The sequence below is a fragment of the Achromobacter sp. 1012554356 genome (assembly GCF_059760815.1).
In genome coordinates this window covers 1-25860 of sequence record NZ_JCBANC010000038.1, presented here as the reverse complement: position 1 = coordinate 25860, position 25860 = coordinate 1, and the positions used below count along the sequence as shown (strand labels likewise).

The following is a 25860-nucleotide window of genomic DNA, read 5'->3' as shown; positions in this document are numbered from 1 at the left end:
AAGCTTCGGTTTTGTACGGTTGCGTCCACTGGAGCCGCTGGACGCGATCATTCGCCGCAGCGCCGCTGCCAGCGATACCTAGACCTATAAATCCTGGAGACGCAAGAATGCAGACGATCCTGAAGCTGCGCATCGCAGCCATGGCGGCGCTTGGCGCCATCACCCTGTCCCTCGGCACGGCCCATGCCGCCGATGAACCCCGCCGCCCGGAATGCATTGCGCCCGCGCAGCCCGGCGGCGGATTCGACCTGACGTGCCGCCTGGCCACCGAAGGCCTGAAGCAGAGTGGGGCGCTCAAGAGCGCCATGCGCATCGTCTACATGCCCGGCGGCATCGGCGCGGTGGCGTACAACAACATCGTGGCCCAGCACCCGAACGAGCCGGGCACCATCGTCGCGTTCTCCGGCGGCTCGCTGCTGAACCTGGCGCAGGGCAAGTTCGGCAAGTACAACGTCAACGACGTGCGCTGGCTGGCCGCGATCGGCACCGACTACGGTGTGGCCGTGGTGCGCAACGACTCGCCGTACACCGACCTGAAGAGCCTGATGGACGCCTTCAAGCAGGATCCGACCAAGATCGTGCTGGGCGCGGGCGGCACCGTGGGCAGCCAGGACTGGATGAAGGCAGCGCTGACCGCCAAGGCGGCAGGCGTGGACTTCAAGAAGATGCGCTTTGTCGCCTTCGAAGGCGGCGGCGAGGCCGTGACGGCGCTGCGCGGCGGCCATATCCAGGCCTACATGGGCGATGCGGCCGAAGCATTCACGATGCTCGAAGGCGGCGCCCCGATCCGCGTGCTGGCGGTCTTCAACGACCAGCGCCTGCCGGGCAAGCTGGGTTCGGTGCCCACCGCCAAGGAACAGGGCTACGACATCGTCTGGCCGATCATCCGCGGCTTCTACGTCGGTCCCAAGGTCTCCGACGCCGACTACCAGTTCTGGGTGGACGCGTTCAACAAGACGACGGCCGCACCCGAGTTCGAGAAGCTGCGCCAGCAGCAGGGCCTCTTCCCCTTCAACAAGACCGGCCCGGAACTGGACGCCTACGTGAAGAACCAGGTCAAGCAGTACGGCGAACTTGCCGACACCTTCGGCCTGATCAAAAAGTAAGCCAGCCGCAAGGACTGACCCCGATCGCGCCCGAGAGGGCACACCTGCCGCCCGCTCAGGCCGGCGGCAGGTCCCGCTGCGCCGCGCGATCCGACTTGAACGGAAACCTGGACCATGAATGATCGAATCCTGGGCATTGCTGCCCTGGCGCTGGCCGTCTTCATGACGGCCGCCGGCTGGAGCATCGAGGCGCCCTTCGCCTACGAGCCCGTCGGCCCGCGCGCCTTCCCGCTGTTGTTGGCGCTGATCATCGGCCTGTGCGGGCTGTGGCTCGTCTACAAGGGCGGGCACGCCGTCGAGCGCAACCCGGCCGGCGCCAACGGGCGCATCGCGCTGATGGTGGTGTTCGTGACCGCCTACGCGTTTCTCTTCCAGTGGCTGGGCTTCATTGTCGCCACGTCTCTCATGACGATCTTCGTGGGCCGCCTGTTCGGCGGCAGCTGGGTGAAGTGCGCGATCGGCGGCGTCGTCATGAGCCTTTTCTTTTTCGTGCTGTTCGACAAGGTGCTGGACGTTGTCCTGCCCGGTGGACTGCTGGAGAACCTGATATGAGCGGCATTCTCGATCATCTCTCGATAGGCTTTGGCGTCGCGTTTTCGCTGACGAACCTGCTGGTGGCGGCCATCGGCTCCTTCATCGGAACCATGGTGGGTGTGCTGCCGGGGCTGGGGCCGGTCAACGGCGTGGCGATGCTGATCCCGATCGCCTTTGCCATGAACCTTCCGCCCGAAACGGCGCTGATCCTGCTGGCGGCGGTGTATGTGGGCGCCGAGTACGGCGGCCGCATCACTGCGATTCTGCTGAACGTGCCGGGCGAGGCCAGCGCCATCATGACGACGCTGGATGGCTATCCGCTGGCGCGGCAGGGTCTGGCCAACGTGGCGTTGTCGTTGTCCGCGTGGTCGGCGTTCTTTGGCGCCATCGTGTCGGTGGTGGGCATCATTTTGCTCGCGCCGCTGCTGGCGAAATGGGCGCTCGCATTCGGCCCCGCCGAATACTTCGTGCTCATGATTTTCGCGTTTTGCTGCCTGACCAGTTTGCTGGGCAAGCAGCCGGTCAAGGGCGTGCTGGCGGCGATGATCGGCCTGTCCATTTCGGTGGTGGGCGTGGACGCGAACTCGGGCGTCTACCGCTACACGTTCGAGTCCGTGCATCTGGCCGATGGCATCGATTTTGTCGTGGTCGTCATCGCGTTGTTCGCGGTCAGCGAGATGCTGGAAATGCTTGAGAAGGTGATGGCCGGCCACAGCGTCGAGGTCAAGCCCAGCGGCCGCAAGCTCTTCAATCTGAAGGAGATGGCGTTCACCTGGTGGAGCGTGGTGCGCAGCGCGCTCGTGGGCTTCGGCGTGGGGGTGCTGCCCGGCGCAGGCGCCAGCGTGGCCGCGGCGGTCGCGTATTCGCAGGAAAAGCGCATCATCGAAGCGAAGGATCCCGAAGCCAAGTTCGGCAAGGGCGACATGCGCGGTCTCGTCGCGCCGGAAGCCGCCGCCACCGCGTCGGCGATCGGTTCCTTCGTTCCGATGCTGACGCTGGGCGTGCCCGGTTCCGGCACCACCGCGGTGATGATGGGGGCTTTGACGCTCTACAACATCACGCCGGGTCCGGTCCTGTTCGACACCAAGCCCGAGTTGGTATGGGGCCTGATCGCGTCGCTGTTCGTAGCGAACGTGCTGCTCTTCGTGATGAACGTGCCGCTGGTGCGGTTCTTCTCCAAGGTGCTTTCGGTGCCGGGCTGGCTGATGGTGCCGGGCATCCTGTGCATCAGCTATATCGGCGTCTACGCGATCAACGCGGGCACCTTCGATCTGCTGCTGGTTGCCGGCATCGGCACGCTGGGCTATTTCCTGCGCAAGTTCGGTGTGCCGATGGCGCCGCTGGTGCTGGGCGTCGTGCTGGGCAACATGATGGAACAGAACCTGCGCCGTGCGCTGTCGATGACGGATGGCGACGTCGGCGTGTTGTTCGCCAGTCCCGTGTCGATTGCCCTGTGGGCGGGCGCGGCGGCGGTCGTCATCGTGCCGCAGATCCTGCGCCGCGTGCGCGCCGCAAGAAAGGTTGCCGCTGGGCCGGTCTGATGGAAGCGGGTCCGCGCACCGGCCGGGGCGCAGGCTGACGCAAAGCCAGGCTGGCAAATGTTCAGGGGCGCCATTCGGCGCCCCTTTTTTTCAGGCCTGTCGCGGATGCTGCATCCGCGTTTTCATATATGAGCTTTTACTCAGATATTGAACTATCACACCTGCTGCAGGCGTTCCAGCGCGGCGTCCAGCGTTGCATCCTTCTTTGCGAAGCAGAAGCGCACGATACGATGATTGGATTCCGGCGCGTCGGGGTGGCGATAGAACGCGGACACCGGAATCACGGTCACGCCATGGTTGACGGTCAGGTCGCGCGCGAAGTCGGCTTCGTTCTGCTTGGAGATCTGGCTGTAGTCAGCCAGCAGGAAGAACGTGCCGGGGCTGGGAAGCGGGCGGAATCGCGTCTGCGCCAGGCCTTGCGACAAGCGGTCCCGCTTGGCCTGATAGAACGCGGGCAGGTCCAGGTACGGCTTGGGATCCCGCATGAATTCGGCCAGCGCGAACTGCATCGGCGACGGCACGGTGAACACCATGAACTGGTGCACCTTGCGCAGCTCGGCGCTCAGTTGGCGCGGCGCGCAGCAATAGCCGATCTTCCATCCGGTGGTGTGGTAGGTCTTGCCGAACGACGAGATCACGAACGCATGTTCGGCGAGCAGGGGGCGGCGCGCGACGCTGGCATGCGGCTTGCCGTCGAAAACGATGTGTTCGTAGACCTCGTCCGACACCAGCAGCACGCCCGTGTCGCGAACGATGGCTTCAAGCGCGTCCAGGTCGCTGTCGTCAAGCACGGCGCCCGTGGGATTGTGCGGGAAGTTCAGCATCAACAGGCGGGTCTTGGACGTGATGGCGTCGCGCACACGCTGCCAGTCGATGCGGTAATACGGATCGGCTTCGGTGGGCGCGCGCAGCGGCACGGGCACCGCGGTGCCGCCAGCCAGTCGAATCGCCGGCAGATACGAGTCATAGCACGGCTCGATCACCACCACTTCGTCGCCGCTGCCCACCGCAGCCAGCACCGTGGCCATCAACGCCTCGGTGGCGCCGCTGGTGACCGTGATCTCGGTTTCGGGATCGTAGGCATGGCCATAGAGCTCACGCGTCTTGGCCGCGATGGCCTCGCGTAGCGGCGCGACGCCGGGCATGTACGGATACTGGTTGTGGCCGTCGGCCATCGCCTTGGTGACCAGGCCGCACAGCGCGGGGTCCGGATCGAAGTCAGGAAAGCCCTGGCCCAGGTTGATGGCCTTGTGCTCGATGGCCAGGCGGCTCATCACGGTGAATATGGTGGTGCCGACGTCGGGGAGTTTGGAGCGGATCATGTTGGACGCGAAGTGAACACGGGTAGCCGAGGAAAGTTTTCGTAAGTATCCCACTAACTCATAATTCATTTTTCATGAGCTTCTAACGCGGATGGGATTGTGGTTCAGAACATGTTGGTGCGAGTGCTGGGGGGCTTCGGTATTGCGCTGGCCGGCGCGTTGCTCGCAGTGTGGGCCAACCTGCCGCTGCCGTGGATGTTGGGCGCGCTGCTGCTGACCGCGAGCACCCGGATCGCCGGCGTGCGGACCGTGTGCCCGCGGCCGGCACGCAATGCGGGCCAATGGGTCATCGGCGCATCGTTGGGGCTGTATTTCACGCCGCAAGTCATTGGGCACATTGGCAGCAACGCCGGACCCATTGTCGTGGGAATGCTATTCGCGCTGGCGCTCGCGTTTCTGGGGACCGCCATTTTGCGGCGTTTCACGGACGTGGATTTCAAGACCGCGTGGTTTTCGTCGGCCATTGGCGGTGCGAGCGAAATGGCCAATCTGGCCGAACGCCATGGCGCGCGGATCGATCGCGTGGCGACCGCGCACAGCGTGCGGGTGTTGCTGGTGGTGGTGACGGTCCCGTTCATATTCCAGTGGTGGGGCGTGGCGGGTCTGGATCCCACGGTCCCGGGACCGCGCGAGGTGCACGTACTTGGCCTGGCAGCGCTGGTGGCCCTGACCATTCTGGGCGGCGCCGCGTTTACGAAGTTGCGGCTACCCAATCCATGGGTGCTTGGGCCGATGCTTGTCGCGATGGTGTTGACCGCGTCGAGCATCGAACTTTCCGCATTGCCGGATTATGTTCCCAAGGCGGGACAGCTCCTTATCGGCTGGTCGCTTGGTGACCGATACCGGCCCGATTTTTTCCGCGCCGCGCCGCGTTTCATGGCGGCGGTGGCGGGCTTCACGGTGTTGGCATTAGCGCTGGCCTTCGGCGTGGGCGCGTTGCTGTCGTTGTGGTCTGCGGCGCCCATTCCCACTTTGATTCTAGGTACGACCCCAGGCGGCATTGCCGAGATGGCGATCACCGCGAAAGTGCTGCAGCTGGGCGTTCCGGTGGTGACGGCGTTTCACGTCACGCGTATGGTTTTCGTCGTGATCGTGACGGGTCCCCTTTATGCAATTCTGGCGCGCCGGCGCGGTAATTCCGCCTAGCGGTATTGCCGTTCCAGTGAAAAAAAAGCGACATTGGGGTAAACAACTATATGACTCGGTAATGCCGGATGAGTATGCTGATTCCGCAGTTGATTCAAGCGCGCGCAGACTCGTTTCTGCCGCTCTGGCGACAAGCGGGAACACTGGTTTTGCACCGATCGTTCAGTTCGCACGGCGTCCTTGATTCAATGCATTTCGATTTAATTACAGGACGCTAGAAAAAATGGCTCAGAAGGGCAAAGTCAAGTGGTTCAACGCTGACAAGGGTTTCGGTTTCATCACGCCGGACGTGGGCGGCACCGATGTGTTCGCACACTTTTCCGCCATCCAGGGTCGCGGCTATCGCAGCCTGAACGAAGGCCAGGAAGTCGAATACGAAGTTAAGGATGGTCCGAAAGGACCTCAAGCGGCCGAAATTCGCCCGCTCTAAATCGGGAAATCCCAATTTCCCGTCAGCCAGGCTAGGCCTGGCTACAACGCCCCAAGACCTCCCGGTCTGGGGCGTTGTTTCATTTGCGGCCGCACTTGCCGCCATTCGATGCGCCACCGTTGGGCCATTGCGCCCGCGCGCCGTCGCGCTTAAATCGCCGTGCGCTGCGGACCGTCATGCGTCATGTGTTGGCGCTCATCTGCCAGTTTGTTAGTGTTCACTAACATATCCTCGAGCACTGGATAACTCTGTGGATAATTATTTCCGGACATGAGCATCTAGCTGCTCAGTAATGAAGCAATTGGGTTTTGGCAAACCGGGTTTTGCACAGATTTCTGCATTAATGCAGGCTGCGGCGTGCTGTTTCCCGTGGATAGTCCAGCGCGTCATCCTGGAGTGGCGCGAAGGCGGTTTAATCAGCGTTTTCATAGGGAAACGCGTCGATTACCAGGGTGTTCAAGCGCGGTGAATTTCAGTATCCAAGAGTGCATTCATGTGCATTTTCGGTCGAGCAGGGCGTGTGGAATGCCGATCTGGGGACTGTTGTTCACAAAGATATCCCCATGTGGGTTATGCACAGAATTACGCCTCCCGTTATCCAAATTGAGGGTCCTCGCCTGTGGATAGAAATGGGGATATCGCTCAAAGGGTGAGGGTGCGGGAACGGAAATTGCGGTCTGGGAGGGTTGCTCTTTGACGACCCCCACGCGGTCATGGCCGCTGCGGCAGACGAATTTTTTGTGGTCGGATATCTTCCGGCGACTTGTCCACAGCATTTCACATGAAGCCGCGAGCGCCTCGGCCATATGGATGATGGCGCGGCGTCGGGAGTACGAGGAAGATTATTGTCGGGTCAATGAACAGGTGCGCCGGTCTGGCACTGCCCACTGGATATCCGGGGTGGGGATAATTTTGTGAATAAACCGCCTCGGGGTTTTGGGCCGCGCGATTTGACCGTGCGCTTGTGCAAGAGTTCAGCAAGTTGTTGAAGTTGCTTTTCGTCTTTCCGCACTCCCATAACCGACTTCACTTGCGCGTGTTTTCTCCTGCACTCACCGCAGTTTCAGTTTCTGTGGTCTTGCTTCGAATGCGTGGGGATTTCGGTGGATAAGTCGTCTCGCATTAAGTCGAATTTGCCGGAGGGGCACGGCCCGAGTGTGCATATGTCGATGAGCTGTCAGGCGTTACGTGACCGCGTTGCGGGGCCGCGGTTTGATCGCGGCATCCTAGGTCTGCTCACAGGATTGCCTGTTGATAAGAGTGTGCGTAACCCAGGTTCTCCGCGTGGGATTTCGATTCTTTTCATAGTGCGTTGTCGTTAGCTAGTGTCTGTGGATAAGCCGCATGCCTGGGTAGCTCCGCGCGTCACGACCAGGTCTGTTCGATTCGCCGCATTCTGTCCGCATGCTCTGATGCGCTCTCGCCAGACGGCCCGGCGCTCGGGCAAACGTGTGGGTAACTTCGCCGGCGAAGACTTGCGCGGGCGTAGGGATTGAGACCTGGTCGATCGGCGGCGATCTGCAAACATACGCGCTGACGCGTTGCCGTCCGGCCTGGCCATGGAAAAAAAGGCGTTTTTCCGGGCAGGGGGTAGGTAAGGGTCGAATAAATCGTTATTTATCATTTTTCTTACCTTTTCGGATTGCTGACTCGATTATTGGACGCGTCGAGGTTGGACTCGTGTCAGCGCTTTCGAAAAGCGCAGTAGGGGAGATCGCCGGTGCCAACGGACTTGCCATAGAGCTCAATGGCTAATAGCACCAAGTCGTGTTTCACGTGAAACACAGCTCCTGCAAAACGTCTCGCTGCATCCGCGTGTTTCACGTGGAACATTTCTCTCGATTTGGCTGGGCGCAGGAGCGCGGACGCCTGAGAATTCCGCGTTGCGCACGCAGCTTTGCCAGGTTCCATCCATCGTTTTAGCGCTGAGCACCGTTGATAGAGTGGCCGACGCGTGGTTTCTGGTGCGCGGACCGCGAACATCGGCTCCTGGTTTTCCGCTATCACGAGAGCTGCTATAGCCCTGGGCGTCGGCGATTAGTTGGCTGCCCGAACCAATTTTCGGGTGCCTCGCACGATGTTCCACGTGAAACAGTCAAAGTCTGTCAGCGGGGATAGAGCGGTCTGGCGGTTTCTTCGATTACTACGTGGCGGAACTCCCCACTTCGGGGGCGAGGCCACATAGTGATGGTTCGGGATGGAGGCGGGACCCGCTGCACACCGTTGTTTCACGTGGAACAACGGCCTCCCACGACCCTTGGCGGCGAATTTGCCGGATGAGGAATCCAACTGCCGCACAAGGGAAAGTGTGGTCGGGTTCGGCTCTCGTTGGGGTAGGGAGGCCTTGTCTGCTGGCTCGTTTGCCGAGACAGAGGCGGAGTGGCGACAACGACCATGCCCTGATCCGCAGTAGGTAGTGGCCAAACGGAGCCGGTTGCCAGCGCTCTCGGCCTCCGACTTCCCGGATGACAGATTGGTTGGGCACCCTGCAGCCCAGACACATTGTTCCACGTGAAACGTCGCAGCCAGTCTCGCCTGCGTGTCCCGGGACTGCAGGTTATGCACACCAAACGCGTTATTGCTCGAGAGGCCGGATGCAGGACCCGGATTCACGGGAACAGATGTGGGTTGCGGCCGCAATACCCCCGCCATCACCTTGTCGAGCGACGAGAAACTAGAAGATTGTCGTAGGGGAGGGGGCTCACAACGCGCCGAAGCAACGTTGCGTGGAATGTTCCACGTGAAACACTGCAAGCACCGGCCGCCACCGCCTTTCTCTGTTATGGCAAAGATAGCTTAATGAGCAGGACCCGCATTCGGTCTCTTGGTCCCAGGCGCAGATAAGTTTTGCGGAGAGCCCACCGCCGCCGATCACCCTCATGCCACGTTCGGTCAACCATAAGCTCTTCAGACCGTCATCACTGTTTCACGTGAAACACCGCCAACGTCCGCCCTTTACGTACTTAGTCGACAAGCGACGGACATGTTTCACGTGGAACATCCCCGAGAACACCGGGCAGGTGCCGATATCTACCCACCCATCCAGCCATTCGATACCAACCGCCCAGCCCAAATGCGCCCGGTCGCCACATAAAACAACCTGTCCGCATGTTTCACGTGAAACATGCAACCCCTGCCTCTATAATGAGCGCCGATCGCTCTCTTCTTTACCTCCCCCCATCATGGACTATCCCCGCGAATTCGATGTCATCGTCGTCGGTGGCGGCCACGCCGGCACTGAGGCGGCATTGGCTGCCGCCCGCACCGGTGCGCAGACGCTGCTGCTCACGCACAACATCGAGACCCTTGGCCAAATGTCTTGCAATCCGTCCATCGGCGGAATCGGCAAGGGCCACCTCGTCAAAGAGGTGGACGCGTTGGGCGGGGCCATGGCATTGGCCACCGACGAGGCCGGCATCCAGTTCCGTATTCTGAACGGCTCGAAGGGTCCGGCCGTACGCGCAACGCGAGCGCAGGCCGATCGTGTCCTGTACCGCAAGGCCATTCGGGGACGCCTCGAGAACCAGCCGAACCTGTGGTTGTTCCAGCAGGCGGTCGAGGACCTGATGGTGGAAGGGGATCGGGTCGTTGGCGCCGTGACGCAAGTTGGCCTGAAGTTTCGCGCCAAGACGGTGGTGCTGACTGCCGGCACGTTTCTGAATGGTCTGATCCACGTCGGCCTGCAAAACTATTCGGGCGGCCGCGCCGGAGACCCTCCCGCGATTTCGCTGGGTCAGCGTCTGAAAGAGCTGCAGCTTCCCCAAGGCCGCCTCAAGACCGGCACGCCGCCGCGCATTGATGGCCGCACGATCAACTACGCCATCCTGGAAGAACAGCCCGGCGACCTGGACCCGGTACCCGTGTTCTCCTACATGGGCAATGTGGCCATGCATCCGCGCCAGTTGCCGTGCTGGATCACCCATACCAACGCGCGCACCCACGACATCATTCGTGGCGGCCTCGATCGGTCGCCGATGTACAGCGGCGTCATCGAGGGCGTGGGCCCTCGCTATTGCCCGTCCATCGAAGACAAGATCCATCGGTTTGCCGATAAGCAATCCCACCAGGTGTTCCTGGAACCGGAAGGGCTGGATACGCACGAGGTGTACCCCAATGGCGTCTCGACCAGCCTGCCTTTCGATGTGCAGCTGGATCTGATTCATTCGCTGCCCGGGCTTGAGAACGCGCACATCATGCGGCCTGGCTACGCCATCGAATACGACTACTTCGATCCACGTGGACTTAAGAGCACGCTCGAAACCAAGGCAATTGAAGGGCTTTACTTCGCCGGACAGATCAACGGCACCACCGGCTACGAAGAAGCCGCGGCTCAAGGCCTGTTGGCTGGCGTGAACGCCGCCCTGAAATCGCAGGACCGTGAGCAGTGGACCCCGCGCCGGGACGAAGCCTATCTGGGCGTCCTGGTCGACGATCTGGTCACGCGCGGTGTGACTGAGCCGTACCGCATGTTCACGTCCCGTGCCGAATATCGCCTGAGCCTGCGCGAAGACAATGCCGATCTGCGCCTGACGGAAATCGGTCGTGAACTCGGAATTGTCGACAATACACGATGGGACGCGTTCAACCGTAAGCGCGACGCCGTCGCCGCTGAAGTCGAGCGCCTGAAGTCGTCATGGGTGAATCCGCGTCTGCTGCCCGCCGAGGTGGCCGAGCCGCTGCTCGGCAAGGCGATCGAACGTGAGTACTCACTAGCAGATCTGTTGAAGCGCCCGAACGTGACCTATGAAGCCCTGATGGCCGCCCAAAACGTGGACGGCACGCTGCTAGCCGGCCCGGGCGTCGTCGAGGACGACGTGCTCTCGGAGCAGGTCGAGATCCAGGTCAAGTACGCCGGCTACATTGCGCGCCAGCAGGACGAGGTGCAAAAGCACATTGCCCACGAGCAACAGCCGATCCCGGCTGATGTCGACTACGACGCCGTGACCAGCCTGTCCTTTGAAGTGCGTCAGAAGCTCAAGACGCATCGTCCGGAAACGATCGGCCAGGCCGCGCGCATTTCCGGCGTCACGCCGGCTGCCATTTCGCTCCTGCTCATTCACCTGAAGCGCCTGCATTACGGCTCGCGCAAGCAAGCGGCATGAGCGCGCCCGCCAATCAGGCCGGCATCGACATGGCCGGCCGACTCACTCGCGCATGCGAGCAGCTGGGCGTGAACGCCGACGACGGCGCCATCGCCAAACTGCTCAATTATCTTGCGCAGATGCAGCGCTGGAATCGCACCTACAACCTGACCGCCATCCGCGATCCGCAGCAGATGCTCGTGCAGCATCTGTTCGATAGCCTTGCGGCCGTGAAGCCCTTCAGCGAGGCGCTGGCAGCGCCCGATGGTCCGGCCAAGGTCTACGACGTCGGCTCGGGTGGCGGGCTGCCTGGCGTCGTCCTGGCCATCATGCGGCCCCAGTGGTCGGTAACCTGCGTTGACGCGGTCGAAAAGAAGACTGCGTTCGTGCGTCAGATGAGCGGCGCGCTGGGTTTGCCCAACCTGCAATCGCAGCATGCGCGCATCGAAACGCTGGATCCCGCCGAGTGCAACATCGTGACGTCGCGAGCGTTTGCATCATTGGATGATTTTGCGCAACTCGCGGGTCGCCACGTAGCCAAGAATGGTACCCTCGTCGCCATGAAGGGCAAGCTCCCCGAAGAAGAAATCCAGGCGCTGCACGCGCGCGGGGAATGGCAAGTCGATCATATTCAGCCGCTCCAAGTCCCGGAGCTGCAAGCAGAACGCTGCCTGATCTGGATGCGCCGCAGTCAAGGAACCCTATGAAGAACATACCCCCCAGCACATCCGCCCGCGTCTTCTGCATTGCCAATCAAAAGGGCGGAGTGGGCAAGACGACGACCGCCATCAATCTGGCGGCGGGCCTTGCCACGCATAATCAGCGCGTGCTGCTGGTGGACCTGGACCCGCAGGGCAATGCCACCATGGGTAGCGGCATCGACAAGAATTCGCTGAAATCCAATCTGTACCAGGTGCTGATCGGCGAATCCTCCATCGAACAGTCGCGCGTGAAGTCGGAGTCCGGCGGCTACGACGTGCTGCCCGCCAACCGCGAACTTTCCGGCGCCGAGATCGATCTGGTGCAGATGGAACAGCGCGAACGCCAACTGAAGGCCGCCATCGACACCGTCGCGACCCAGTACGACTTCGTGCTCATCGACTGCCCGCCCACGCTGTCCCTGCTTACCCTCAACGGCCTGGCTGCCGCGCATGGCGTCATCATCCCGATGCAGTGCGAATACTTCGCGCTCGAAGGCCTGTCCGATCTCGTCAACACCATCAAACGCGTGCATCGCAACATCAACGACGATCTGCGCGTGATCGGATTGCTGCGCGTCATGTTCGACCCGCGCATGACCCTGCAACAGCAGGTGTCCGCGCAACTCGAATCGCACTTCGGCGACAAGGTCTTCAAGACGGTCGTGCCGCGCAATGTGCGCTTGGCCGAAGCACCCAGTTACGGGATGCCGGGTGTCGTGTATGACCGCGCGTCACGCGGCGCGCAGGCCTACATCTCGTTCGGTGCCGAAATGATAGAACGCGTCAGGAAGGACCTGAACTAGCCGTCCCCATGTCCGACGCCGCGCTCTTTTTTCCGACCCAGACAGCCATCTCCACGCCGCCCGCCGACGTGCGCGATACGCTGCGCGTGCGGCTGGAAGATGCGGCGCTCAACGCCACTGCTGTGGGCGCGCAGGTGATCTATGATGGCTGGTTGGTGCGTTTCGCCCATTCGCCGGCCAAGCGGGTTCGCAGCGTCAATGTGCTGGGGTTATCCACACGTCCTTTGGATGAGCGGCTGGCGTATTGTTCATCGTTGTATGCGCGCCAGGGTTTGCCCATGGTGCTTCGCATCACCTCCATCGGCCCCGATTTTTCGCTCGACGCCGAACTGGAGGCCCGCGGTTATATCTACACCGGTGAGACTCGCGTCATGAGCACGCCGCTCGCTCCCCGCGCAAGCGTCAGGAGCGATTTGCATTTCAGCATGGTCGATGCCGAACGCTTCGCGGCGGCGGTCGGGGCGTTGCGCGGCTCGTCTGCCGCGCACATCGACGAACATCAGACGCGCTTGCAGGGCCTGGCTGTGGATAAGCTGCCCGTGCTGGCCACCGACGCGGCAGGGCAGGTGGTGGTCGCGGGCATGGCCGTGCGCGAAGGCGACCTGCTCGGCCTGTTCGACATCGTTACCCATCCAGGACATCGGCGCAAAGGCTACGCCGCCGTCCTGATGGAGCATTTGCTGGCCGAAGGGGCCGCCGGCGGCGCCAGCACGGCCTACCTGCAGGTCGAGCCGGAAAACACCGCGGCGCGGACGCTGTATGCCCGCTACGGATTCAAAGACTGTTACGCGTATTGGTACCGCCTGCCCGCCGAGCAGGCGGACGCCTGAGCTCGGCGCTCAGGATACAAAGACAGAAGGAAAGAGGATTTAATTATGGCCACCAAGAAACCCAAGGGATTGGGTCGCGGACTGGACGCCTTGCTGGGCGCCGACGCGCCCGCGATCGACAACATCGGCAAGGCTGTCGCCAAGCCCGAGGGTCCGCCTTCCACCCTGCCCATCTCGAAGATGCGCGCCGGCAAATACCAGCCGCGCACGCGCATGGACGAGGGTGCCCTGGGCGAGCTGGCCGAATCGATTCGCACGCAAGGCATCATGCAGCCGATTCTCGTGCGTGCGCTGGGCGATGTGCCCGGCCACTACGAGATCATCGCGGGTGAACGGCGCTTTCGCGCGGCGCAGCTTGCCGGCCTGAAGGAAGTGCCGGTGCTCGTGCGAGAGGTCGCCGACGAAAACGCGGCCGTCATGGCGCTCATCGAAAACATTCAGCGCGAAGACCTGAATCCGCTGGAAGAAGCGCACGGCGTGCGCCGTCTGCTCGATGAGTTCGGCCTGACGCACGAACAGGCTGCGCAGGCCATCGGCCGTTCGCGTTCCGCCACCAGCAACCTCCTGCGTCTGCTGAACCTGGCCGCGCCCGTGCAGACCATGCTGCTGGCCGGCGACGTTGACATGGGCCACGCCCGCGCGCTGCTGGCCGTCGACGCGGCCACGCAGATCCAGCTGGCCAACCTCATCATCGCGCGCCGCCTGTCGGTGCGCGAGGCCGAAAAGCTCGTCGCCAAGACCGCCAAGGAAGCCGAAGCCTCGGCCTCGCCCAAGAAGAAAGCCAACGGCGTGTCGCGCGACCTGACGCGTCTTGAAGAAGCGCTGTCCGACCATCTGGGCACGCGCGTCGCGCTGAAGGTGGGCGCCAAGGAAAAAGGGCAGATCGTCATCGACTTCCACGGCTGGGAGCATCTGAACTCGCTCCTCGAACGCCAAGGCCTTTCCGGAGCCGTGGATGCCTGAACGCGCATTGCCCGTCATTGCGGTGCTCGCAACGGGCGGCACGATAGCAGGGGCCCAAACCGACGCCACGTCCGCGGGCTACAAGTCCGGCACGTTTTCCGTGAACGACCTGCTTGCCGCGGTGCCGCAGCTTGCCAGCGTTGCCGAGATCCGCGCCGAGCAGGTGGCCAACGTCGGCAGCCAGAACATGACGCACGACGTCTGGCGCGCGCTGGCGCAACGCGTTGACACGCTTTGCCAGGACGCCTCGGTGGCCGGCATCGTCATCACGCACGGCACGGACACGCTTGAGGAAACGGCGTATTTCCTCAGCCTGGTCAACCGCCATGACAAGGCCGTCGTGCTGGTCGGCGCAATGCGTCCTGCCACGGCGCTCGGCGCCGAAGGACCGGCCAACCTGTACAACGCGGTGGCGCTGGCGCGTCATCCCGACGCGCGCGGCCGCGGGCCGCTCGTCGTCATGAACGAAGACATCCACTACGCCCGCGAAATCCAGAAGATCGCCAGCGCGGGCCTGTGCGCCTTCGCGTCGCCCAATCGTGGCCGCGCCGGCGTCATGCACGGCGGCGCGCCCAACTTCTATTCGCGCAACGCCACCACCTTCGGCGAACAAAGCGAGTTTTCACTCGCATTACTGGAAAAGGCCGGCTGGCCGCGCGTCGACATCGTCTACGCGTACGCCAACCTGCAGGCCGACCTGATCGATTTCCTGGCCAGCGCGGCCGACGGCATCGTGCTGGCGGGCGTGGGTGACGGCAACGCCACCGACCTGGCCATCGAAGGCCTGCGCCGCGCAGCGGATGGCGGCGTGGCGGTCGTGCGATCCAGCCGCACCGGCAGCGGGTTCGTGGCGCGCGACGTCGAAGTCGACGACGCCACCTTGGGCTTTGTCGCGGCGCGTGATCTCAATCCCCAAAAGGCGCGCATCCTGCTGATGCTCGCCTTGACGGTCACGCGCGATACGGCTGCCATGCAGCAGATCTTCGACCGTTACTGAACCACGGACCGCGGCGGGGTAGCCGCCGCGGCGCCTTGCTGCGCAAGCCCCAGGTTGGTCCGCAGCATGTCGTACACCTGCCGCGTCAGCGGATTGATGAGATCACGCCTTATCCACAGGAAGTACGTCACATCCGGCAGTGGCGGCAGTCCTTCCTTTTCTCCCAGCACCCGCATCTCCGGCCCCAGCAGTTCCACGCTGCGCGCCGTCACGCCCAGGCCCGCGCGTAGCGCCGCCTTGATGCCCACCAGGTTTGGCGCCACGTAGTTCGTGTGCCAGCGCACCTGCGCCTGCTCCAGCGCGTTGAGCGCCAGCCGGCGGAAGATGCTGGGCTCGTCCGCCAGCACCAGCGGCACGGGCGAATGGGCATCGTGCACGTAATCCGCGGACGCCAGCCAGACCGTCGGCGACGTGCGCAACGCCACGCCCTCGAAGTCCTGATCAAAGCGCGTCGAGATGGTCAGATCGATCTCGCCGGCGCGCAGCGCGTCCATCAGGAATGGGCTGCGATCAACCCGGATCTCCAGCTTCACGCGCGGCGCGACGCGCGCGATGTGCGTCAGCAGGGTGGGCAGGATCGTGTCGGCCACGTCCAGCGGTGCGCCCAACCGCAGATCGCCTTCCAACGGCCCGGCCTGCAGCGCCCGCAACGCTTCGTCATTGATGGCCAGCATGTGCCGCGCGTATTCCACCAGACGCCGCCCGTGAGAGGACAGCACCTTGTTGCGCCCCTGCTTTTCAAAGAGGGGCAGGCCGATCATGGCCTCGAGCCGCTGCATCTGCTGCGTGATTGCCGACTGCGTCTTGTGCAGCCGGTTGGCGGCTTCCGAGAACGTTTCATGCTGGGCGATTGCCGCAAGCGTGCGCAGCAGATCAAGGTCGAGATTCCGCATTCTGGGTGTGAAGAACGGGTTCAGGGATAACCCGACACATTAGCAGTCCTAATGGAATCTTCAAGCAATTTAAATTGTTGGCGTGCTGACCCGGCGATACAGTAAGTGCAATAACTCATGAAACAAGAGGGAACGTCGACGTGAGCACTGCACATCCTCAACAGGCCGGCATCGATAGCGCGGTCGAAAATATTAAAAAAACTGTAGGAAATAAGGGCCTGAACCGCGACAGCCTGCAATCGGTTCTGGACGAGCTGGTCGCCCTGGCCGGCAACACCGCCTGGTGGGGCGCCGACCGCTATCCGCCGCCTGAAGGCGACGAACGTCAGGCCCGCTATCTCATTGCCGAAGACGCCGACAAAAGCTACGCGCTCTACCTGAACGTGATGCGCCCGGGCAAGAAGATCGTGCCGCACAACCACACCACCTGGGCGTGTATCGCGGCGGTCGAAGGCGTCGAATACAACTACGTGTACGACCGCATCGACGATGGCTCCCAGCCGGGCGTCGGCAAGCTGGAGAAGGTCGACACCGTCGTCGTCGGCCCCGGCAGCGGCATCGCGCTGATGCCCGACGATATCCACGCCGTGGAGATTCAAGGCGACAGTGTCATCCGCCACCTGCACATGTACGGGCGCGCCCTGGAAACGCTGGACCAACGTCTGGGCTTCGACCTGGACACCGGCACCTGCAAGATCATGCCCATCGGCGTGCAGACGCGGCGCTGATCATGAGCAAGCCCTTCCGGTCCGCAACGCGCCTGCTGCGCGCGGGACGTCCTCAACAAGGCTGGGTCAACACCCCGGTCACGCGCGCCAGCACGTATGTTTTCGACAGCGTGCAGGCGTGGCGAGATACGCGGGCGCGCCGCGAACAGGAGCGGCTGCCCTCCTACGGCGCGCGCGGCACCGACAGCACGCACGCATTGGAAGACGCGCTGGTCGAACTGGAAGAGGGCTATCGCGCCAAGCTCTACCCCACGGGCCAGGCCGCGATCGTCACCGTGCTGCTCGCCTATCTTCGCGCGGGCGACCACGTGCTGCTGACCGATGCCGTGTATGAGCCGGTGCGCCGGTTCTGCGCCGAACACCTGACCCGCCTGGGTATCGAATTCACGTACTACCGCCCAGACGGCGTGGGCATCGAACTGCAGATCCGGCCCAATACCCGCATGATCTACGCCGAGTCGCCGGGGTCTTTGACCTACGAGATGCCGGATCTCATCGAGTTATCCACAACTGCGAAAAAACACGGTTGCTGGCTGGCTGTGGATAACACGTGGGCGTCCGGTTTGCTGCAACAGCCGCTCGCATTAGGGGCCGATATTTCCATCCTGGCCGCGACCAAATACCTCGGCGGCCATGCCGACGTCATGATGGGCGCGGTAGTCACCAACGAACGTGCCTGGCGCGCGCTGGAACGCGCCACGATCGACTTCGGCCAGACGGTGGGCGCCGACGATGCCTTTCTGGTGCTGCGCGGCATGCGCACGCTGCCGTTGCGCTTGGCGCAGCACGCCCGCAGCGCGCTGCGAATCTCTCAGTGGCTGCAGGCACGGCCCGAAGTCTCGCGCGTCTTGAATCCCGCCTTGCCGGGCGACGCGTCCCACGCCATCTGGCGGCGCGATTGCAATGGCGCCAATGGCCTCCTGACGCTCGAACTGTCCGACGCCTACACCGACGCCGATGCCGAACGGCTTATCGACAGCCTGCAGCTCTATGGCATTGGCGCATCGTGGGGCGGATTCGAAAGCCTGGTGATACCGGTCTATCTGCAGAACTCGCGATCCCTCCCCGGCTACCAGGCCAGCGGCCCCATGTTGCGCCTGCATATCGGCCTGGAAGATCCCGACGACCTCATCGCCGATCTGGAACGCGGCCTTGCCGCGCTGTCCCAACCCCTTCGCTCCCTCCGAATCTCATGATGCAGTCCTCTCACGACCAACATTCCGCCAGCGTCGACTCGCATACGCTCAAGCAGTGGCTGCACGATGGCGGCGAGATCGCGCTGCTGGATGTGCGCGAACATGGCCAGTACGGCGAGTCCCATCTTTTCTACGCCGCGCCGGTGCCCTACAGCAGGCTTGAAGTCGACATCGTGCGTCTCGCCCCCCGCCGTGACGTGCGCGTCGTCGTCTACGACGACGGCGGTGATGACGACACCGCGGCGCGTGCCGCCCGCGCACTGGCCGCGCTCGGCTACACCAATGTGCGTCAGTTGGCGGGCGGGCTGGCGCAATGGCAGCGCGATGGCTACGCGGCATTTGCCGGCGTGAACGTACCCAGCAAGACCTTCGGCGAACTGGCCGAAGAGGTTTTCCACACCCCACGCATCGGCGCCCGCGAATTGGCCGAACGCCAGCGCCGCGGCGACGACCTCATCGTGCTGGATGGGCGTCCCTTCACCGAATATCAGAAGATGAGCATTCCGGGCGGCATCTGCTGCCCCAACGGCGAGCTGGCGCTGCGCGCCCACACGCTGGCGACACGGCCAGACACCACCATCGTCATCAATTGTGCCGGCCGCACCCGCAGCATCATCGGGGCGCAGACGCTGATCAACCTTGGCGTTCCCAATCCCGTTTACGCGCTCGAGAACGGCACGCAGGGCTGGTATCTGGAGGACCTGCAGCTCGAGCACGGCGCGCGCCGCCGCTATGCGGACGACGTTCCGCAGGGCGATGTTGCTGCGCTGGCGCAGCGCTCCGCGCAGCTCGCACGGCGCCATGGCGTACCGACGGCGAACGCCGCGCAGGTCCAGGCCTGGCTGGGCGACGCCGCCCGCACCACGTTCCTGTGCGATGTACGCAGCGCCGAGGAATTCGCGCAAGGTTCCCTGCCGGGCGCGCAACACGCGCCGGGTGGACAGCTCATCCAGGCGACGGACCAGTACATTGCCGTGCGCGGCGCACGGATCGTCGTGTTCGATGCGGAAGGCGTGCGCGCGCCGGTCGTCGCCAGCTGGCTGCGGCAAATGGGCTGGGACGCCTGCACGCTCGATGCAGGAAGCGGCGCCGTCCTGGTCAACGACGTGTCCTCAGCGCCGGTCCCGGCGGTCACCGTGCTGTCCGCTGCGCAGCTTGCGGATGCGCTGGCGCAGGGCGCGCAGGCCATCGATATCCGCCCCAGCATGCGGTATCGAACGCGCCACATCGCCGGCGCGCGCTGGTCGATCCGGCCGCGCCTGGATCGGCTGCCGCTCGATCCCGCGCGTCCCGTCATCCTGCTGGCCGAGGACGCCGCGCTGGCGGCCTGGGCGGCGAGCGACCTGCGCGCATTGGGCATGCCGGACGTCAAGGCGAACACGGGCACGCCCGAAAGCTGGACCGCGCAAGGGATCCCGCTGGAATCCTCGCCCGCCGATCCGCCCGACAGCGACTGCATCGACTACCTCTTCTTCGTGCATGACCGTCACGACGGCAACAAGGCTGCCGCGAGGCAGTACCTGGCCTGGGAAACCAACCTCGTCAAGCAGATCGACGAGCGGGAACGCGCCACCTACCGGTTCCCCGGGTCTCCGGCCGGCTGACACCGCCGCCGCGCTTGCGCGCGCGGCGTCACCCACGCTTCAACCTGATCAGTACGCCCCGGCGGCCTTTGCCGGCGGGGTGCGGACGGTTCATGGCGAACCGGAATGCAAAGGACGGCCGAGTATCCGGCCGCCAACTCAAGGGGAAATCCAGATGAAGCATCACGCATTGCACGCATGCAAGACCGCCGCCGCGATGGCGGGCCTGCTGTGGGGAGTCACGGCCCACGCGCAGGCACCGGCGCCGTTGGCGGACTATCCGAAGCAGGCCATCACCGTGGTCTCGCCGTTTCCGCCCGGCGGTGGCAACGACGGCGTTGCGCGTCTGATCGCGCAGGAACTGGGCGCCATCACGGGCCAGAGCGTGGTGGTCGAGAACCGTTCGGGGGCGGGCGGCAACGTCGGCACCGCGCAGGTCTCGCGCGCCAAGCCCGACGGCTACACCCTCGTGATGTCGCAGACCAGCGTCATGGCCGTGAATCCGCGCCTGTACAAGAATGTGGGCTTCGATCCGCTGAAGGACTTCGTGCCGATCTCGCAGATCACCTCGGCGCCGCTCGTGCTCGTGTCGCGTGCGGACGGGCCGTACAAGACGCTGGACGCCTATCTGGCGGCGGCGCGCAAGCAGCCGGGTGTCATCACGTACGCGACGCCCGGCAACGGCACGATGAGCCACCTGATGGGCGCGCTGGTGTCGAAGAAGGCCGACGTCAAGCTGGTGCACGTGCCGTACCGCGGCGCCGCGCCCGCCGTGACGGATCTGTTGGGCGGCACCGTCGACATGCTCATCACATCGCCCGCGTCCGCCGAGCCCATGGTGGCCGCCGGAAAGCTGCAGATCCTAGCCATGAGCCATGGCGACGGCGTCGGCGTGTTCAAGCGCGCACCCACGTTGAAGCAGGCCGGCCTTGAAGGCATCACCGCGGACGACTGGTACGGCCTTTTCGCGCCCGCCGGCACGCCGCCTGAGCGTGTTGCGTATCTGGCGCAGGCCGTGGACCGCGCCATGAAGTCGCCCGCCGTGATCGCCAAGATCAACAGCGGCGGAAGCCAACCTGTCGGCAGCGCGCCGGACGCCTTCAAGAGCCGGCTGCAGCAGGACACAGCCTATTGGGCCGAAATGGTGAAGACGGCCGGCGTGTCGCTGGACTGAGGTCGTGTGCCCGCCCTAGGGAAACCACGGGGCGCGGCGTGGCTGCAGCTGGGTGTAGCGCGAATACAGGGCAGGGCATGTTTGCCAACGTGTGGCATCGTGACTAGACTGGAAAAACGTGCAGTCCCGCGCAACGCTTCAGCCACAAGGTGAACAAGCATGCACGCACTAGGGGTAGCAACGCTGGAAGACGCAGAGCGGCTGGTCCAATCCAGCCCGCTCTCGCATATCAAAGTGGGCTTGTCCGACGTCGACGGCGTCATGCTGGGCAAGTACCTGCGGCGCGACAAGTTTCTGGGCGCCTTGCGTTCCGGGCTCGCGTTTTGCGATGTCGTGTTGGGATGGGACCTCGATGACCAGCTCTACGACAACACCCGCTACACGGGCTGGCACACGGCATACCCCGATGCAAAGATGCGGATCGTGCCGCAGAGCGCGCGCCGGCTTCCCTTGGAGCAAGGCCCCGGCGGCGAAGACATGCTGCTGTTCTTGGCCGAATTCGAAGGCGATGCCGCCGCCATCTGTCCGCGCCGTCTGCTGCACCGCGTGATCGATCGCGCCGCGGACATGGGATTCGACGTCTACGCCGCGTTGGAATATGAGTTCTTCATGTTCCGCGAAACGCCGCATTCGGTCCGCGCCAAGCACTACCGCAACATGGAGAACTGGACGCCGGGCAACTTCGGATATTCCGTGTTGCGCAGCACGGTCGAAGGGGACTTCTACCGCAAGCTGCTCGACCTGTGTGAACGCATGGACATGCCGATCGAAGGCCTGCACACCGAAACGGGCCCGGGCGTGCTGGAAGCGGCGCTTGCCGTGGACCTCGCTGCGGCGGCGGGCGACAAGGCGTTTCTGTTCAAGACTTTCACGAAGGCGCTCGCGCAGCAGAACGGTCTGATGGCGACATTCATGGCGAAGTGGTCGCACGAGCATCCCGGCCAGAGCGGTCACATCCATCTGTCGCTGCGCCATCACGACTCGGGGCGCTCGGCCTTTTTCGACGAGTCGCAGCCGCATGGCGTCAGCAGCACGCAAGCCGCCTTCATGGCGGGCGTGCAGCACTATCTGCCCGAGTTCATGGCGTTGTACGCACAGACCATCAACAGCTATTCGCGCCTGGTGCCCGGGTACTGGGCGCCGCTGGACGCGACCTGGGGCATGGAGAACAGGACGACGGCGCTGCGGCTCATTCCCGGCAGCGATAAATCGCAGCGCGTCGAAGTGCGCATCGGTTCAGCCGACGCCAATCCGTATCTGGCCCTGGCTGCGGCGTTGGCGTCCGGGTTGCACGGCATCGAGCAGGGCCTGTCGCCCGAGCCCATGGTGCAGGGCAATGCCTACACGCAAGAATTTCCCGCGCATCTGCATCTGCCCACCACCTTGTGGGAGGCCGCGCAGCGTCTTCGTGCATCCGAGGCCGCGCGTCTGCTGTTTGGCGACGCGTTTGTCGAGCACTATGCCGCGACGCGTGAATGGGAAGAGCGGCAGTTCCGGCGCCACGTGACCGACTGGGAGTTGGCCCGCTACTTCGAAATCATCTGATCCCGTCCATTGCAACCCAGGGCCGCCATGACCGACGAACTGATCACCATCAGCCCGATAGACGGACGCGAGGTCGTCCGCCGCGCCTATGCCAGCGACGCGCAGATCGCGCAGGCGCTGGCCAACGCACAGGGCGCGCAGCCTGAGTGGCATGCGCTCGGCATCGACGCGCGGGGGCGCATCGTCGAGGCGGCCGTGGCCCATTTCGTGGCGGCCAAGGACGAGATCGCGCGCGCCATCACCATCCAGATGGGCCGTCCGTTGCGCCACGCGCCCGGCGAGGTAGACGGCTTCGCGGCCCGGGCGCGTCACATGATCGCGATCGCGCAAGACGCGCTCGCACCCATCGCCGCGCCGGCGCAAGCCGGTTTCACGCGCTTCATCAGCCGCGAACCCATCGGCGTGGCGCTCACCATCGCGCCATGGAACTATCCCTTGCTGACCGCTGTGAACAGCATCGTGCCTGCATTGATGGCGGGCAATACCGTCATCCTCAAGCATTCCGACCAGACACCGCTGTGCGCGGAACTCATTGAACGCGCATTTCGCGACGCGGGCGCGCCCAGAGGCGTGTTTCAGTACCTGCACGCCAGTCACGACATCACGCAACGGCTGATCCGCGCGCCCGAGATCGGCTATGTGTCCTTCACCGGATCCGTGCGGGGAGGGCGCATCGTTCAGGAGAGCGCGGCGGGCCGCTACATCGGCGTCGGACTTGAACTGGGCGGCAACGATCCCGCCTATGTGCGTGAAGACGCCAATCTGGATGCGGCGGTGGAGTCCCTGGTGGACGGCGCTTTCTTCAACGCCGGCCAATCCTGTTGCGGCATCCAGCGCATCTACGTGGCGCGCAGCGTGCATGACGCGTTTGTCGAGCGCGCGGTTGCCCTGACGCACCGCTACGTACTGGGAAATCCGCTGCAGCCGGACACGACGCTTGGTCCGGTCGTTCGTGCCCGCGCGGCGGCCGAGATTCGCGGCGTCATCGAACAGGCGGTAAGCGCCGGCGCGGCAAATCTGATTGATCACTCGCATTTTCAAAATGCGAGCGAAGACTCACTTATGAGCAAAAGCTCATGTTATGTCGCGCCCGCCTTACTGACCCAGGTTGATCATCGCATGCGCATCATGAGCGAAGAATGCTTTGGCCCGGTCGTCGGCATCATGCCGGTAGACAGCGACGATCAGGCCATCGCGCTGATGAACGACAGCCCGTATGGTCTGACGGCGGCGGCCTACACGCAGGACGAAGCCGCCGCATCGCACATCGGCAGGCAGTTGCGCACGGGCACCTTCTTCATGAACCGTTGCGACTACCTTGACCCGGCGCTCGCGTGGACAGGCGTCAAGCAATCGGGACGCGGCGTGTCCTTGTCGTCAGTCGGATACGAACAGCTCACGCAGCCAAAGTCCTTCCATCTGCGCAGCCTCTGACGCCGCGCCATCAGGATTCGAAACATGACCGTCCCCGCCGTCAACTGGAACTATCCCACGGCCATCAAGACAGGCCCTGGACGCATCAAGGAGCTGCCGGGCTATTGCGGCGAGCTCGGCATGAAAAGTCCGTTGCTCGTCACTGACCCGGGACTTGCCACGCTGCCCATGGTTCGTGATGCGGTGACCGCGTGCCGCGATGCGGGCCTCGACTGCGCCGTATTCCACGACATCAAGGGCAATCCGACCGGGCGCAATGTTGATGACGGCGTGGCGGTGTTCAGGCGGGGGCGCCATGACGGCGTGATCGCATTCGGCGGCGGCTCCGCGCTCGATGCGGCAAAGGCCATTGCGTTGATGGCCGGCCAGGACCGGCCGCTGTGGGACTTCGAAGACGTCGGCGACAACTACCTGCGCGTCAACGCCGCCGGCATGGCGCCCGTCGTGGCCGTGCCGACCACCGCAGGCACCGGCTCCGAAGTTGGACGCGCGTCCGTCATCACCGATGAAGCCGCGCAAGTGAAGCGCATCATCTTCCATGCCCGCATGCTGCCGTCCATCGTGATCCTCGACGCCGAACTCACGATCGGCCTGCCGCCGAAGATCACCGCCGCCACGGGCATGGATGCGCTGTCGCACAATCTCGAAGCCTATTATTCGCCGGTCTTTCATCCGATGGCGGCAGGCATCGCGCTGGAAGGCATGCGCCTCATCAAGGAATATCTGCCGCAGGCAGTCGCCAATGGCGCCGATCTGCAGGCGCGCCAGCAAATGCTCACCGCATCCTGCATGGGCGCCACCGCCTTTCAGCGCGGCCTGGGCGCCATGCACGCGCTGGCACACCCGCTTGGCGCGCTTTATGACGCACACCACGGCCTGCTCAACGCCATCCTCATGCCTTATGTCCTCAAGGCCAACGAACAGGCAGTCGCGCCGCGCCTCGAAGCGCTCGCCCGCTACCTCGGTCTGCCCCAGCAAGGCCCGGCCGCGGTGCTCGACTGGGTCCTGGCCCTGCGCGAGCAGGTCGGCATCCCTCACACCCTCGCCGAAATCGGCCTGGACGATGCCCAGGCCGAGCGGGTGGGGCACATGGCCAGCCAGGATCCGTCCGCTGGAACCAACCCGGTCAATTTCTCCGCTGAAAAATATTCTCAGCTTTTTCGTGCAGCAATTCGCGGAAACCTGTAAGCTTCGCCCCCTCTGCGCGGAAACGCGGCGGAGGTGGAACTGAAATTTTGAATTTTTCGTCCGAATGGTTTGACAGCGGATTTGAAAGTGTTCATAATCTCAAGTTCTCCGCTGGAGGGGTGCCCGAGTGGTTAAAGGGGGCAGACTGTAAATCTGTTGGCCTTGCGCCTACGTTGGTTCGAATCCAACCTCCTCCACCAGAGACCCATACCTAAATCCAGGCGCGGTTTGCCTGGATTTGCAATGTAAGGCCAGGCGGCCTTGCGCACCCTTCGCAAAGAAGGTGGCAAGGTTTTACCGGCCTTCATTTCGAAGGGTTGGGAAGTGAAAAGGTGAAAGGGTTTGCCGCGGGTGTAGCTCAATGGTAGAGCAGAAGCCTTCCAAGCTTACGACGAGGGTTCGATTCCCTTCACCCGCTCCAAGATTTTTAAATGCCCATGTGGCTCAGTGGTAGAGCACTCCCTTGGTAAGGGAGAGGTCGCGCGTTCGATCCGCGCCATGGGCACCACAAATTCCAAATTCTTTTCTTCAGTCAGAAGCGCAATCCAGGTCAGGAGTCAGCCATGGCAAAAGGCAAGTTTGAACGTACCAAGCCGCACGTGAACGTGGGTACGATTGGTCACGTTGACCACGGCAAAACGACGTTGACGGCGGCGATCACGACC

22 protein-coding genes and 3 tRNA genes are annotated in these 25860 nt (G+C 63.5%); 23 read left to right on the top strand and 2 right to left on the bottom strand.

Annotated elements, in window-relative coordinates:
• Positions 1-107 precede the first annotated feature (107 nt).
• From AC6LJW_RS19110 to AC6LJW_RS19100, 3 genes are all read left to right on the top strand, one after another.
• Positions 108-1106, top strand: a complete 999-nt coding sequence (locus AC6LJW_RS19110; protein WP_427986291.1) for a Bug family tripartite tricarboxylate transporter substrate binding protein — start codon at positions 108-110, stop codon at positions 1104-1106.
• Between the two features lie 114 nt (positions 1107-1220).
• Positions 1221-1658, top strand: coding sequence for a tripartite tricarboxylate transporter TctB family protein (locus AC6LJW_RS19105; RefSeq protein WP_427986290.1), 438 nt, complete (start codon positions 1221-1223; stop codon positions 1656-1658).
• Positions 1655-3181, top strand: coding sequence for a tripartite tricarboxylate transporter permease (locus tag AC6LJW_RS19100; RefSeq protein WP_427986289.1), 1527 nt, complete (start codon positions 1655-1657; stop codon positions 3179-3181). Before AC6LJW_RS19105 ends, AC6LJW_RS19100 begins: the two co-directional genes overlap by 4 nt.
• A 155-nt stretch (positions 3182-3336) precedes the next feature.
• On the opposite strand, the gene AC6LJW_RS19095 is transcribed toward AC6LJW_RS19100, so the two are convergent.
• Entirely contained in the window at positions 3337-4503 is a 1167-nt protein-coding gene (locus AC6LJW_RS19095; RefSeq protein WP_498087997.1) for a pyridoxal phosphate-dependent aminotransferase, read from the bottom strand.
• Positions 4504-4614: 111 nt separating this feature from the next.
• On the opposite strand from AC6LJW_RS19095, the gene AC6LJW_RS19090 reads away from it, so the two are divergent.
• The 9 genes from AC6LJW_RS19090 (at position 4615) to AC6LJW_RS19050 (ending at position 15454) form a co-directional block, all read left to right on the top strand.
• On the top strand, positions 4615-5649 hold the full coding sequence (locus AC6LJW_RS19090) for an AbrB family transcriptional regulator (RefSeq protein ID WP_498087996.1): 1035 nt from the start codon (positions 4615-4617) through the stop codon (positions 5647-5649).
• A 223-nt stretch (positions 5650-5872) separates the two neighbouring features.
• Positions 5873-6079, top strand: coding sequence for a cold-shock protein (locus tag AC6LJW_RS19085; protein ID WP_056566091.1), 207 nt, complete (start codon positions 5873-5875; stop codon positions 6077-6079).
• A 292-nt stretch (positions 6080-6371) separates the two neighbouring features.
• Complete coding sequence (locus tag AC6LJW_RS19080; RefSeq protein WP_156395160.1) at positions 6372-6548, top strand: hypothetical protein; 177 nt, start codon at positions 6372-6374, stop codon at positions 6546-6548.
• Between the two features lie 2713 nt (positions 6549-9261).
• A complete protein-coding gene (mnmG, locus tag AC6LJW_RS19075) occupies positions 9262-11181 on the top strand; it encodes a tRNA uridine-5-carboxymethylaminomethyl(34) synthesis enzyme MnmG (RefSeq protein ID WP_427986286.1) in 1920 nt (639 codons plus the stop codon).
• Positions 11178-11867, top strand: a complete 690-nt coding sequence (gene rsmG, locus AC6LJW_RS19070) for a 16S rRNA (guanine(527)-N(7))-methyltransferase RsmG (RefSeq protein ID WP_056566099.1) — start codon at positions 11178-11180, stop codon at positions 11865-11867. The genes mnmG and rsmG overlap by 4 nt, the downstream gene beginning before the upstream one ends.
• Positions 11864-12664 (top strand): ParA family protein, encoded by an 801-nt coding sequence (locus AC6LJW_RS19065; protein ID WP_056566102.1) that lies wholly within the window; start codon positions 11864-11866, stop codon positions 12662-12664. The genes rsmG and AC6LJW_RS19065 overlap by 4 nt, the downstream gene beginning before the upstream one ends.
• An 8-nt stretch (positions 12665-12672) precedes the next feature.
• Positions 12673-13494, top strand: a complete 822-nt coding sequence (locus AC6LJW_RS19060; RefSeq protein ID WP_056566104.1) for a GNAT family N-acetyltransferase — start codon at positions 12673-12675, stop codon at positions 13492-13494.
• Between the two features lie 45 nt (positions 13495-13539).
• Positions 13540-14457 (top strand): ParB/RepB/Spo0J family partition protein, encoded by a 918-nt coding sequence (locus AC6LJW_RS19055; RefSeq protein ID WP_056566108.1) that lies wholly within the window; start codon positions 13540-13542, stop codon positions 14455-14457.
• Positions 14450-15454, top strand: a complete 1005-nt coding sequence (locus AC6LJW_RS19050) for an asparaginase (RefSeq protein ID WP_498087995.1) — start codon at positions 14450-14452, stop codon at positions 15452-15454. Before AC6LJW_RS19055 ends, AC6LJW_RS19050 begins: the two co-directional genes overlap by 8 nt.
• Here the strand turns inward: AC6LJW_RS19050 and AC6LJW_RS19045 are convergent.
• Entirely contained in the window at positions 15448-16347 is a 900-nt protein-coding gene (locus AC6LJW_RS19045) for a LysR substrate-binding domain-containing protein (RefSeq protein ID WP_056566113.1), read from the bottom strand. The two genes, AC6LJW_RS19050 and AC6LJW_RS19045, sit on opposite strands and share 7 nt — an antisense overlap.
• 140 nt (positions 16348-16487) lie before the next feature.
• On the opposite strand from AC6LJW_RS19045, the gene AC6LJW_RS19040 reads away from it, so the two are divergent.
• The 11 genes from AC6LJW_RS19040 to AC6LJW_RS18990 form a co-directional block, all read left to right on the top strand.
• Complete coding sequence (locus tag AC6LJW_RS19040; protein ID WP_056566118.1) at positions 16488-17075, top strand: cysteine dioxygenase family protein; 588 nt, start codon at positions 16488-16490, stop codon at positions 17073-17075.
• A 2-nt stretch (positions 17076-17077) separates the two neighbouring features.
• The gene (gene metC / locus AC6LJW_RS19035) at positions 17078-18271 is read left to right on the top strand and encodes a cystathionine beta-lyase (RefSeq protein WP_498087994.1); all 1194 of its coding nucleotides are present in this window, start codon (positions 17078-17080) and stop codon (positions 18269-18271) included.
• Positions 18271-19875 (top strand): rhodanese-like domain-containing protein, encoded by a 1605-nt coding sequence (locus tag AC6LJW_RS19030; protein ID WP_498088015.1) that lies wholly within the window; start codon positions 18271-18273, stop codon positions 19873-19875. Before metC ends, AC6LJW_RS19030 begins: the two co-directional genes overlap by 1 nt.
• 154 nt (positions 19876-20029) lie before the next feature.
• Positions 20030-21028 (top strand): Bug family tripartite tricarboxylate transporter substrate binding protein, encoded by a 999-nt coding sequence (locus AC6LJW_RS19025; protein ID WP_498087993.1) that lies wholly within the window; start codon positions 20030-20032, stop codon positions 21026-21028.
• 159 nt (positions 21029-21187) lie between these two features.
• Positions 21188-22573 carry a glutamine synthetase family protein gene (locus AC6LJW_RS19020; protein ID WP_056566129.1) on the top strand — a complete coding sequence of 462 codons (1386 nt, stop codon included), beginning with the start codon at positions 21188-21190 and terminating at the stop codon, positions 22571-22573.
• A gap of 27 nt (positions 22574-22600) precedes the next feature.
• The gene (locus AC6LJW_RS19015) at positions 22601-24007 is read left to right on the top strand and encodes an aldehyde dehydrogenase family protein (RefSeq protein ID WP_498087992.1); all 1407 of its coding nucleotides are present in this window, start codon (positions 22601-22603) and stop codon (positions 24005-24007) included.
• Positions 24008-24031: 24 nt separating this feature from the next.
• Positions 24032-25195, top strand: coding sequence for an iron-containing alcohol dehydrogenase (locus tag AC6LJW_RS19010; RefSeq protein ID WP_498087991.1), 1164 nt, complete (start codon positions 24032-24034; stop codon positions 25193-25195).
• Positions 25196-25308: 113 nt separating this feature from the next.
• Positions 25309-25395, top strand: a tRNA-Tyr gene (locus tag AC6LJW_RS19005).
• 147 nt (positions 25396-25542) lie between these two features.
• Positions 25543-25616 (top strand) — tRNA-Gly (locus AC6LJW_RS19000).
• Between the two features lie 12 nt (positions 25617-25628).
• Positions 25629-25703, top strand: a tRNA-Thr gene (locus AC6LJW_RS18995).
• Positions 25704-25758: 55 nt separating this feature from the next.
• Positions 25759-25860 (top strand): GTP-binding protein (locus AC6LJW_RS18990; protein WP_033456734.1); only part of this gene is annotated, 102 nt, incomplete at its 3' end.